Source organism: Bacteroides sp. 3_1_23 (assembly GCF_000162555.1).
In the GTDB taxonomy this organism is placed as follows: Bacteria; Bacteroidota; Bacteroidia; order Bacteroidales; family Bacteroidaceae; genus Bacteroides; species Bacteroides ovatus.
Genome location: NZ_GG774956.1, coordinates 93,346 through 104,780, shown reverse-complemented (window position 1 = coordinate 104,780; position 11,435 = coordinate 93,346). Strand labels below are relative to the sequence as shown.

General features: G+C 38.3%; 8 protein-coding genes and 1 tRNA gene. 4 read left to right on the top strand and 5 right to left on the bottom strand.

What is annotated here, in order from left to right; genetic code table 11:
* Nucleotides 1-5 precede the first annotated feature (5 nt).
* Genes HMPREF9010_RS01500 through HMPREF9010_RS01510 form a run of 3 tightly spaced genes read right to left on the bottom strand, consistent with a single transcriptional unit; the run spans nt 6 to nt 4,431 of the window.
* Nucleotides 6-1,409: a sugar porter family MFS transporter gene (locus HMPREF9010_RS01500; RefSeq protein ID WP_008651667.1), complete on the bottom strand. Its 1,404-nt coding sequence runs from the start codon at nt 1,407-1,409 to the stop codon at nt 6-8.
* A 5-nt stretch (nt 1,410-1,414) separates the two neighbouring features.
* On the bottom strand, nt 1,415-2,512 hold the full coding sequence (locus tag HMPREF9010_RS01505; RefSeq protein ID WP_008651666.1) for a DUF4434 domain-containing protein: 1,098 nt from the start codon (nt 2,510-2,512) through the stop codon (nt 1,415-1,417).
* 44 nt (nt 2,513-2,556) lie between these two features.
* Entirely contained in the window at nt 2,557-4,431 is a 1,875-nt protein-coding gene (locus HMPREF9010_RS01510; RefSeq protein ID WP_008651664.1) for an FAD-dependent oxidoreductase, read from the bottom strand.
* A 334-nt stretch (nt 4,432-4,765) separates the two neighbouring features.
* Here HMPREF9010_RS01510 and HMPREF9010_RS01515 point away from each other — a divergent pair, with 334 nt between their 5' ends.
* The gene (locus HMPREF9010_RS01515; RefSeq protein WP_004307234.1) at nt 4,766-5,974 is read left to right on the top strand and encodes an ROK family transcriptional regulator; all 1,209 of its coding nucleotides are present in this window, start codon (nt 4,766-4,768) and stop codon (nt 5,972-5,974) included.
* Between the two features lie 217 nt (nt 5,975-6,191).
* Here HMPREF9010_RS01515 and HMPREF9010_RS01520 read toward each other — a convergent pair.
* Nucleotides 6,192-6,264, bottom strand: a tRNA-Thr gene (locus HMPREF9010_RS01520).
* A gap of 108 nt (nt 6,265-6,372) precedes the next feature.
* The gene (locus HMPREF9010_RS01525) at nt 6,373-8,415 is read right to left on the bottom strand and encodes a toxin-antitoxin system YwqK family antitoxin (RefSeq protein ID WP_008651662.1); all 2,043 of its coding nucleotides are present in this window, start codon (nt 8,413-8,415) and stop codon (nt 6,373-6,375) included.
* Nucleotides 8,416-8,627: 212 nt separating this feature from the next.
* Between HMPREF9010_RS01525 and HMPREF9010_RS01530 the strand changes: the two genes are divergently transcribed.
* The 3 genes from HMPREF9010_RS01530 (at nt 8,628) to mltG (ending at nt 11,388) form a co-directional block, all read left to right on the top strand.
* Entirely contained in the window at nt 8,628-9,209 is a 582-nt protein-coding gene (locus HMPREF9010_RS01530) for an epoxyqueuosine reductase QueH (protein ID WP_004307237.1), read from the top strand.
* A 27-nt stretch (nt 9,210-9,236) separates the two neighbouring features.
* Nucleotides 9,237-10,115 (top strand): DNA/RNA non-specific endonuclease, encoded by an 879-nt coding sequence (locus HMPREF9010_RS01535; RefSeq protein WP_004326832.1) that lies wholly within the window; start codon nt 9,237-9,239, stop codon nt 10,113-10,115.
* Nucleotides 10,116-10,350: 235 nt separating this feature from the next.
* Nucleotides 10,351-11,388 carry an endolytic transglycosylase MltG gene (mltG, locus tag HMPREF9010_RS01540; RefSeq protein ID WP_004319095.1) on the top strand — a complete coding sequence of 346 codons (1,038 nt, stop codon included), beginning with the start codon at nt 10,351-10,353 and terminating at the stop codon, nt 11,386-11,388.
* Nucleotides 11,389-11,435 lie beyond the last annotated feature (47 nt).

The window sequence follows — 11,435 nt, the reverse complement described above, 5'->3', positions numbered from 1 at the left end:
TTTTACTATTCCGAACGGGTCCAATATCTTTCAATCTCTTCCAGCGACTTCCCGGTAGTCTCCGGCACGAGTTTCCAGACAATCAGCATATACGGCACGCACATGAGGGCGAACAGGAAGAATGTTCCGGCGGGGGTAAGGTTCTGGAGCATCCAGGGGGTTAACTGTCCGATCAGGTACGTTCCGATCCACAGAGCGAATCCTGCTATCGACATGGCCAGTCCGCGAACCTTGGTGGGATACATCTCCGAGAGGAGCACGAACACCACGGCACAGATAGACACGGCACAGCAGAATACATAGAACAGGAAGAAAACGAGCAGGAAGAGGCTGGATACTCCCAGGGAATCTCCGAAGAGGAAGTACAGGCCGATGAGAATCAGAGAAACAACCATTCCCGAAACTCCGTAATAAACAAGTTTCTTGCGGCCTACCTTATCAATGATGACAAGAGCCAGAACGGTGGTCAAAGTATTGACTAGTCCTACCAGAACTTGGTAAAAAAGAGAATCGCCACCTGAAAGTCCTGCATTTTCAAAAATAGAAGGGCCGTAATAAAGCACTGCATTCACTCCCATAAATTGCCCTAAAATGGCAATACAAACACCGATAATAACAGCTTTGAAGATTCCAGGCTTCATTAATAACGACCATTCCGATCTCGTTTCAGAGGTCAGTACAGATTTCGTTTCTTTTAATTGACTTTTCGCTTCTGTAATTGAATTATATATTTTTTCTAATATATTTACAGCCTTCAATTCTTTTCCACGCACGATTAACCAGCGAGGACTTTCCGGAATAAAGAATATGATTATGAAGAATAAGATTGCTGGCAATGTTTCCATACCCAACATACCTCTCCATACTTCAGTTATAAATACTTTATTCAACCAATCCACACTCAATTGCGTACCACTCTCCGCCCATGCCAATAATTGATAGTTAACTAAATAAGCTCCTAAGAAACCGACTGTTACAGCCAACTGATACAATGACACTAGGCGTCCTCTATACTGTGCTACGGCTACTTCAGATATATAAAGAGGAGAAACAATGGAAACAACCCCTATCCCTACTCCACCTATTATCCGATAGATCACCAATTGAGTAAAATCGGCAGATAGTGCACAACCCAAAGCTGATGTAGAGAACAATACGGCTGAAATAACCATCGTAAGTTTTCTTCCTAACTTATCACTTAGGATTCCTGCAAAAAGAACACCTACAATAGAGCCTACTAAAGCACATCCTACATACCATCCCTGTTGCAACGTATCTAACTGAAATAGTTGAGTCACCTGGGCAATTGTTCCCGATATAACCGCGGTATCATATCCGAACAAAAAGCCTCCCAATGCTGCCACAACAGAAAGGAATATAAGATAACCAAAGTTGATTGTAGACTTCATAACATTTATTTTATTTCAAAATATTCTTTATATCTGTCATATAAATGACCAGCTTGCAAATAGGCTGACTGTGGACTCATAAAATGAGAAAATTCAAAAGTAATAGCCTTATCATATCCGGCACGTTTGGCAGCTTCCAGTTTCAGCCGAAGTTTATCAAACTTAATGGGTAGAAAACGAATAGGCATATCACGGTCAAAAGATTCAGCATTTGTCCAACATTGCATACCATACTTATCTGCTAATTTTTTATTGACAGAAAAGAATGCATCCAATTCATCATAATCAATATGACCATCTTGAAATGCACATGCATCTACCACATCATGAATTCCATCAAAAATTTCATCCCATTCTTTTTCGTGTTGTTGTACAGAAACGGCATCTTCTTTAGTCATTTTCGTCGTTCCCATTATTGCTTTCTTTCCATCAATCCAAGGCGATATAAAAGTCGGCAATCCATTAGATATATCCTTACATTGTTTTCCTAATGTATGGAAAGCACCAATCACACCTTTCGTTGCCCGACTTATTTCACCACTGATATACCATCCTCCGAAACTTTTATACTTGGAACCATAATTTTCCCAGACCTCATCAATCACATATTTGTTATCTTCCACCTCCCAAGTCATATCTCCTGTGTCCCAGTATTTGCCCGAATCGTATAGTCCAAAATAGAATTTCATTCCGTACTTTTCAGCCAAACGCAAAAACATATCTACCAAATCAACAGAAGGCATATAACACCCCTTCTTCAGCAGATAAGGAGAAGGAAAAGTTACAAATTTACGATAACCCGAACGGATCATTATTACCGTATCAATTCCTATATTTTTCATATGCTGAAAATCCATGTCCCATTCTTTCTCACCCCAGTTTTGATGTGGAATATCATGTGAAATCTCATCCAAAAAAGTTCCGGTGATTTTTAATCCATTGTTTTTAGGAACAATGAGTTTACTTTCCAAACCATCAGCTACCACTACTGTACTGGCACTAGCCTTTGAAGTACAAGATTCAAACAAAGTTGGTACAGCCAAAGCTGATGCACCAGCTAATGTCGCTTTTTTTAGAAAATCTCTTCGATCTAATGTTTTCATATTAGTTTAATTAAAACAGCAGTTAACACTTATATTTTCATTACCTATTGAATATACTGTCCTGTAATATCTACTTTTTTATTATTGAAAGGATCTAATATCTGATCAATCAAAATTGCCATTTCACTCCGTAGAATATTTCGGTTCATATTTAAATCTTTCAAGCCAAATTCATTCCAGATTTCTTCGACCCTACCCTTCTTCAACTCAATACTTTCTTTTTCAGCAATCCCTTCCATCATCTCTACTGCTTTCTGAATTGATATGGTATTATTACCTTCAAAAACTTGCTTATCAACAAAAGGATACACATCTCTTAGCCCTTCCAACTCATTCGCCAACAACAAAGTATCTGCTCTAAACCACGTTTGATTTGCCCAGTCGACACTTTTACCTATACCCTTCAAAATTCCTGTAGAGCCTACACGTTGCAACGATTTAAACATCGGATGATCTATTGCAACATCTAAATAAGGCAATAAATATCCTTTCGCGTCCAATATTGCATTTTGCACTTCACGAACAGACACCTCGCTAATACTCTTATTTTCTTTCACTGCAAGGGCTGCCAATGCTCCCGCTGCTTGTCCGATCTGCATAACCATCGGTTGCAAACGAGTGGTACCATTAATTATATTAGAAACAGATATTGATTTTTCAGCAACGATCAATCCTTCAACATCTTTTGGAATCAAAGTTCCTAAAGGCAAACCGTATGAAGGTACCGGATGAAAATAAAGATTAGGCAATTCTTCATATCCATGATAACGGGTATGATGATGATCCACAGGATAATTTCCTACAGCAATACAAGTACGATAAAGAGGTTGGGACTGTTTGAACGGTTCACAAACATGATTTAGATTAAAGCGCACTAATCCATGGATTCTCCTAGACTCTCTATGATAAGGAATAAAGGGTAATTTGTCAGCAGTAGGATATTCATCGTCAGCTAAGCCCAATGTATTAAAACCTAATTCATGTTGCAGAAAATAGACGAAACACATCGTATAATGTTTTGCATATTTCAGAGCTTCTTCACGTTCCTCACGGGTCATTTCGACCAAGTTTACATAATAATCATTGCCTTCTATCGGCCAATTAATCATGTATTTATTATTAGGAAGTTTTCCATAAGTTATCATCATTTCCTTAGACCATACACGATCCGGCTCTTTAGGCGTGATACAAACAGGACTGGCACAAGCACAAGCAAATTCATCCTTATTATATCCTTCAGGACAAGGAATAGTCACATCTTTGCCATAATCTTTTAAAATTGCTACATATGTAATATCCTGAACTATATTATTTTTCTCTTCCGGAGCAATATCTTCCTTTGTATCATGACGGCTTTCCATACCGATATCATACTTCACACCGCACATTTTTGCTATATCCCCTAACTCGGTACCATCAATCAATATTTTAGCACTTACTTTTTTAATCGTATGATCTTGCATCTGAATTTGAGCAATCCAAGAATCATTTTCTCTCTCCAATTTGACCAAAGTAGCATTATGCCATACTTTTAGATTTTTCTCTGCATTAACCATTTCATGGAAAATTTTATTTCCAACTGAAGGTTCAAATAACACTGAACTCACCCAACCGGTTTTTAGAGAATCAAGTCCACCATAATAATCTGCCAAATGTCCGCGAAACTCTCCAAATAGGCCTGCCGGTAAATCATAGTTTCCGTCAACAGCACTTACACCTGCAGAAGTGAGCATTCCACCCAGCCATTCTGTTTCTTCCACTATCAATGTCACAGCCCCCATTCGAGCAGACTGAATACCAGCAGTTACCCCACTGGCACCACCACCAATAATTAGCACATCAACAGAATCATCTGAATGAGAGCATGCCGTGAAACACAAAGCAAATAATAAACACAGACCTAAAAAATAGTTTCTCATACTAAATTCATTTAAGGATATAGAGTTTTATTAATAATATCACGGCACAAATATAGCTATATTTATTAAATAAACAATAGATAATAAAATATTTTATTAATAAAATCGTTATTCCTCGCATTATTAATTAATAGAAGGGGGAATTACCTCACAAATCGTCTTCTTTCATTTATTATATCCACAATCGTCCATAGCTACATTATCCTATATATAAATCCATTACATAGTATATAGGGAATATAACATTCAAGATATTCTAATTTTCAAGGCCTAAAAACCACGTGTTAATAAAAAAATTAATTATCTTTGTGTGAATTACCAAATATACATAGTTATGAACCAACAATTCTTGAAAGAAATAGAAAAAGGCTCTAAAAGTGCTCTTGTCAAAAAGAGGATTATTACACATTATATATATAATGGAAGTTCTACAATTCCCGATCTTTCAAAAGAGCTGGATTTAAGTGTACCGACTGTCACCAAATTTATCGGTGAAATGTGTGATGACGGATATATTAATGATTATGGCAAATTGGAAACTAGTGGCGGACGCCATCCCAACCTCTATGGGCTTAATCCGGAATCCGGTTACTTTTTGGGTGTAGACATCAAAAGATTCGCCGTCAATATCGGACTGATAAATTTCAAAGGCGATATGGTAGAATTGAAAATGAATATACCTTATAAGTTTGAGAACTCAATCGAAGGGATGAATGAGTTATGCAAGCATATTCTCAATTTTATAAAGAAACTCACTATTAATAAAGAGAAGATCTTAAATATTAATGTAAATGTGTCGGGGCGTGTAAATCCTGAATCAGGGTATAGCTTCAGCCAATTCAATTTTGAGGAAAGGCCGTTGGCGGATGTATTATCCGAAAAATTGGGATATAAAGTAACCATTGATAATGACACGCGTGCCATGACTTATGGCGAATATATGCAAGGCTGCGTAAAAGGAGAAAAGGATATCATTTTTGTAAATGTAAGCTGGGGAGTAGGTATCGGAATTATTATTGACGGTAAGATTTATACCGGAAAATCCGGATTCTCCGGTGAATTTGGACACATGAGTGCTTATGATAATGAAATAATCTGCCATTGCGGAAAAAAAGGTTGCTTGGAGACGGAAGCTTCCGGATCGGCACTTCATCGTATCTTATTAGAGCGTATTCAAAGTGGGGAAAGCTCCATTCTATCTACACGAATCGCCACAGAGGAAAACCCGATCACTCTTGATGAAATCATTGCCGCTGTGAATAAAGAAGACCTGCTTTGCATTGAAATTGTAGAAGAAATCGGGCAGAAACTAGGCAAACAAATTGCCGGGCTAATCAACATCTTCAACCCAGAACTGGTCATTATAGGTGGAACTTTATCTTTAACCGGTGATTATATCACCCAGCCCATAAAAACAGCCGTACGCAAGTACTCTCTAAATCTGGTTAATAAAGATTCAGCCATCATCACATCTAAGCTGAAAGACAAAGCCGGCATCGTTGGCGCTTGTATGCTCGCACGCAGCAGAATGTTTGAAAGCTAGTCTTATCTTCTACGCTGGGAGAAAAAGTTATCTATAAAGCGAACGATATAGACTACAGCTACTCCGGCGACAACTAAAACAATAATACGACTCAACATAGATTACATTTTTATATTTCACATCTATTACATACACAGGATTTTCCTTTTTAAGAACAGGAAATCCTGTAAAAATTAGAACGCTGATTATTAAATAATAATCAGCGTTCTAATTTGAGAGCCGCTAGCCAGACTTGAACTGGCGACCTACGCGTTACGAATGCGTTGCTCTACCAACTGAGCTATAGCGGCGTTTGTCTCTCGTTTACGGCGTGCAAAATTACAGCTTTATTTGAGAAAACAAAAAGAATCCGGTTATTTTTTGAGCTTAATTTTTAAATCAACTTTTGTTGACGTTATCTAAAACTTTTCTTTGCGTTCAAATTTTCCGTCCTCGGTATAGTACTTCCATGTACCCTTCGGTTTATTATTTGCATACTTTCCACGAAGTTTCAATGTCCCATCTTCATAATATTCGCGGTAACGACCATGGCGTTTCCCTTCTTTTACTTCCGCTTCACTCTTCAATGCTCCCTCCGGATAAAACTCCCGTAAAACGTTTCCTTCAAACTTTTCGATATAGAAACGTTTCAGTTCGCTCATCTGCTCTTTTTCGGTTTCAGCATCTTCGTTCATTTCCTTATCATCTTCATCGGTAGCAATAGCAACGTCAACCTCTTCCAGTTGATATGGGCTATAATCCATCACATACTGCAAAGAAGCCGACTGATCCTCTCCTATAATCTGCATAGTCCAGTAAGGAAATGAATACAAAACGTCTTTGTTTGATTGTATTTCATTCCATGTAGCAGGATTCATCATCGGTTTCAACTGGGAATAAAACTTGCGCACATCTGTATATAAGAAAATAGTAGAACTTGATTTTAAATATGACAGTGCATTTTCAAAACCCGGATTATTTTTTAATAAATTCTTCTGCTCGTAATCTTCTACAAAGGAAAGTAAAGAAGCAGCTTTATTACTAAAAACTACATAATCGTCAACATAAGTATAGTATGGCTTCTCAAATTTATCAAATAGCTTTCCAAAGAACAAGCGGAAAAAGCCTTTCATTTCGACATAATTAATCTCGAAATCCTTATAATTAGCAGTCTTAATCTTAACCGGAGTACGTCGCTTAATCTTCTTTTCAATGAATTCCATGTTCTTACGGGCATCTTTAATACTTTTAGCCCTGATAGCCAGAATCAGTTCGGGATCATGTCCTAACAAACCTGGTTCGGATTGGGTAATAGCAAACTCTCCTGACATCCAACTCAAAAAGTTTTTTTCCAAAGATATACCGAATAACCCTTCTATCTTTTTCCGGGAACTTTGATAAGAATCATACAACTGTTTATTGTGAACCGACAGTGCATTCTCCAGTTCCTTTACAAAGGTCACCGGACTATTGAAACCTATATTCGTATAAAGAGCTGTCCGCCCGGACAGAATCTCATGTGCTTTCATTTTATGTTTTCCCGAATTCAACAAAGCAGTGACATAAGGATCGGCAGAATCTTTTTTCAACGTATATCCTTTCACTTCCATCCGCTCCTTATTCGTATTTAAATAAAGTCCGGCAAAATTCATGGAATTGCTAAACAGATCAATGTACTCATTTCTTGTACCTAAATAAATAGACATAAATTGAGGTACACGCGCATAATTGACAAAGACTCTGACAAGTCCCTTACCGGAAACCAACTTCTCTGTTTCAATAAAAGACTGATCAAGCCCGATTTTAGGTTTATTACGAGAATCAATAGCCGACTCGACAAGTCCAGATGTATAAGAACCTACCAAATGATTATCGACAAAAGCAATATAGAAAATATCCCTCGTCTCGGGATCGCGCATTTCAAGGATATTAATGCTATTATGCATCCGATTAGTCACAGTAAAACCACTCATAACCAATACGGTTTCAACCTGGTCTTTCAATAAGTCCATCTTTGATGTCTTCTGCATATCCAGGATAAGTAGAAAATCCCAATTAGTGGGACGAGTCTTATGGAGCGAAATAAGCATATCCCGCTCACCAACAAGCGACAATAATACCTTATTGCTTTTAACAACGGAATCCAGCTTCTCCACACTTTTCGTCACCTCCTCAAAAGATTTCGCTTTCTTCAGGCATTGCCACGTCTTGCTTCCACTAAACTTCTCCCAATCTTCAATCGGAGCCGATGACTGAATAATAAATGCCGCATCTTCCGGAACCAGATAGATCTGCTGAATATTACGATCAGGTGAGACAAATAAATAAACTACGGAATATACAACATATACCGCCAAAGCCAATGCAGCCACAACTAAAGTTCTCTTCACTATTTTCGAGGTACTTTTTTTCTTCTCCGGGCCTGCATTTTGCTCTCCTTGCCCGCAATTTAATTCATTCATTATTGAGTTGTTATAAACTTGAATGGACAAAAATAGTAAAAAAGATGAGATTAATTAGTTAATTCATACTCATTTAGTGAATTAGTTCAATAAACAAGATTTTATAAAAAACAGTATAAAGGAGATATCCTCCCTCCTATTTTTATAAAAAACTATTCTGAATAAAGCATAAACCATTGACTCGTATCGTAAATATGTATTAACTTTACAGCATGAAAAAGAAATTCCAACTCGAAGTTCCGGGAGGAGCCGATAAAGTCTTACTTCATACCTGTTGTGCTCCTTGTTCATCAGCCATTATTGAATGTATGATGCAACATCACATCACCCCTGTTATCTATTATTGCAATCCTAACATCTATCCGCTGGAAGAGTATATGATAAGAAAAGACGAATGTACACGCTATGCCCAATCATTGGGATTGGAGATAATAGATGCTGATTACGATCATGAAAACTGGCGATGCCATATAGCAGGAATGGAGCAGGAACCCGAAAGAGGAGGACGCTGCCTACGTTGCTTTAAACTACGCTTATTGGAGACCGCCCGTTATGCACATGAACATGGCCTTTCCATAATAACCACAACGCTTGCTTCCAGTCGTTGGAAAAGTCTGGAGCAGATTAATGAAGCCGGACAATATGCCACCGCTTCATACCCGGATGTCACATACTGGGAACAGAATTGGCGGAAAGGCGGACTTAGCGAACGACGTATCGCCATCATTAAAGAGTATAACTTCTACAACCAACAATATTGCGGTTGTGAATTCAGCATGAGAAAAGAAGAATAAAACAAACCCGCCATTACTAGCTAACCAATGAATCGAAGTAAAAAAGGTAAAAACAGAAAGCTATTCAAAAAGAAATCACATTCCAATAACAGATTAGGATGTATCATCGCCATCATTGTGCTCATTCCTATTCTTTTTGGCGTCTATTTATATTGCCAACAGATTAATACCCAGAATAATAATGAACCGCAAACCGATATCTCCCTTCAAATTCCACTTGGCAAAGATCTGGAGACACCCATACCATTAGTTCCCCGGCAAGAACAAATAATCCGGCATAGCGGATATACCGTATCATATAACAAAGATTTAAAAATACCCAACTGGGTCTCTTACGAATTAACCCGGGAAGAAACCAAAGGAAAAGAAAAAAGAGGCAATCGTTTTATTGCCGACCCATTAGTGACAGGCCCGATTGCAACCAATGCTGACTACACCCGTTCAGGATACGACAAAGGACACATGGCGCCTGCTGCAGATATGAAATGGAGTCCTGAAGCCATGAAAGAATCATTCTATTTCAGCAATATGTGTCCCCAACATCCCCAGTTAAATAGAAGAGGATGGAAAAATCTGGAAGAAAAAATCCGGAATTGGGCTATAGCAGATAGTGCCATTATTATTATATGTGGACCTATTATTGAAAAACAGCCTAAAACGATTGGGAAAAATAAGGTCGTAGTACCTCAACGGTTTTTCAAAGTAGTCCTATCTCCTTTTGCCAAACCGATACGGGCTATCGGCTTCTTATTCAACAATGAGCAGGCAGTAGAACCTCTATCTTCATATGTAGTCACAGTGGATAGCATCGAGAGCCTGACTAATATGGATTTCTTCGCACCTTTACCCGATGAGATAGAAAACAAAATAGAAGCAAATGCAAATTATTCCCTCTGGCCGAACTAATTAACAACTCGCTTCACTAAGACTAACTTATCTACATACAAATTCTGATTCGTTCCACAATTGTAGAACGAATTAATAATCGCAATACAACCTAATACAATCAGCACATTCAATCTTTAAATATTAGAAAAGTCCGGAGTAATTCATCCTCTTTTCAACGATTCATTATAGAAAGGGATTACACCTATCCAAATTCTTTTTATCTTTGACGAACTTTTTAAATATACCTCAAAAGATGAAGAGAAAAAAGAGAAATATTCTACTATCAATTCTAATCGGAGCATTCCTCCTTTGTGCAATTGCCGGAGGCACCTTTTATTACTATCTGTTTGCTCCTCAATTTCATCCATCTAAAACCGTATATATTTATGTAGACCGGGATGATACAGCCGACTCTATCTATCATAAAATACAAAAAATCGGGCATGTCAATAAGTTCACCGGTTTCCAGTGGATGGCAAAATACAAAGATTTCGATCAGAATATCCATACCGGACGTTATGCCATTCGCCCCAATGACAATGTCTATCACGTATATAGTCGCTTTTCCAGAGGCTATCAGGAAGCGATCAACCTTACCATAGGAAGTGTCCGGACATTAGACCGGTTAGCACGAAGCATTGGAAAACAACTCATGATAGACTCTGCCGAAATCGCCAGCCAGTTATTCGACTCTACTTTCCAGGCTCAAATGGGATACACAACCATAACACTCCCCAGCCTTTTCATACCTGAAACCTATCAGGTATATTGGGACATGAGCGTAGACGACTTCTTTAAACGGATGAAGAATGAGCACGAACGCTTCTGGAACAAAGAACGTCTGGCACAAGCCACCGCCATCGGCATGACACCGGAAGAAGTCAGCACTCTTGCTTCCATCGTTGAAGAAGAAACCAACAACAATGAAGAAAAGCCAATGGTAGCCGGATTGTATATCAATCGTTTACATCAAGATATGCCTTTGCAGGCAGATCCTACCATCAAATTTGCACTACAGGATTTCGGTCTGCGCCGAATCACCAACGAAAATTTAAAAGTCAATTCCCCCTATAACACCTATATAAATACCGGTCTGCCTCCAGGCCCCATCCGTATCCCTTCTAAAAAGGGAATAGACAGCGTATTGAACTATACCAAACATAACTATATCTACATGTGTGCTAAAGAAGATTTTTCCGGAACTCACAACTTTGCATCCAATTATGCCGACCACATGGCAAATGCAAGAAAATACTGGAAAGCCCTGAATGAAAGAAAGATTTTCAAGTAAATTTGTGATAAAACGAACGGAAAAGCCTATCTTTGCCCGATAGATTA

Bases quoted from the DNA above. Each gene is read 5' to 3' on its own strand.
- HMPREF9010_RS01515 (WP_004307234.1), top strand. From the start codon at position 4,766: ATGAACCAACAATTCTTGAAAGAAATAGAAAAAGGCTCTAAAAGTGCT.
- HMPREF9010_RS01505 (WP_008651666.1), bottom strand. From the start codon at position 2,512: ATGAAAACATTAGATCGAAGAGATTTTCTAAAAAAAGCGACATTAGCT.
- HMPREF9010_RS01500 (WP_008651667.1), bottom strand. From the start codon at position 1,409: ATGAAGTCTACAATCAACTTTGGTTATCTTATATTCCTTTCTGTTGTG.
- HMPREF9010_RS01535 (WP_004326832.1), top strand. From the start codon at position 9,237: ATGAATCGAAGTAAAAAAGGTAAAAACAGAAAGCTATTCAAAAAGAAA.
- HMPREF9010_RS01530 (WP_004307237.1), top strand. From the start codon at position 8,628: ATGAAAAAGAAATTCCAACTCGAAGTTCCGGGAGGAGCCGATAAAGTC.
- mltG (WP_004319095.1), top strand. From the start codon at position 10,351: ATGAAGAGAAAAAAGAGAAATATTCTACTATCAATTCTAATCGGAGCA.
- HMPREF9010_RS01510 (WP_008651664.1), bottom strand. From the start codon at position 4,431: ATGAGAAACTATTTTTTAGGTCTGTGTTTATTATTTGCTTTGTGTTTC.
- HMPREF9010_RS01525 (WP_008651662.1), bottom strand. From the start codon at position 8,415: ATGAATGAATTAAATTGCGGGCAAGGAGAGCAAAATGCAGGCCCGGAG.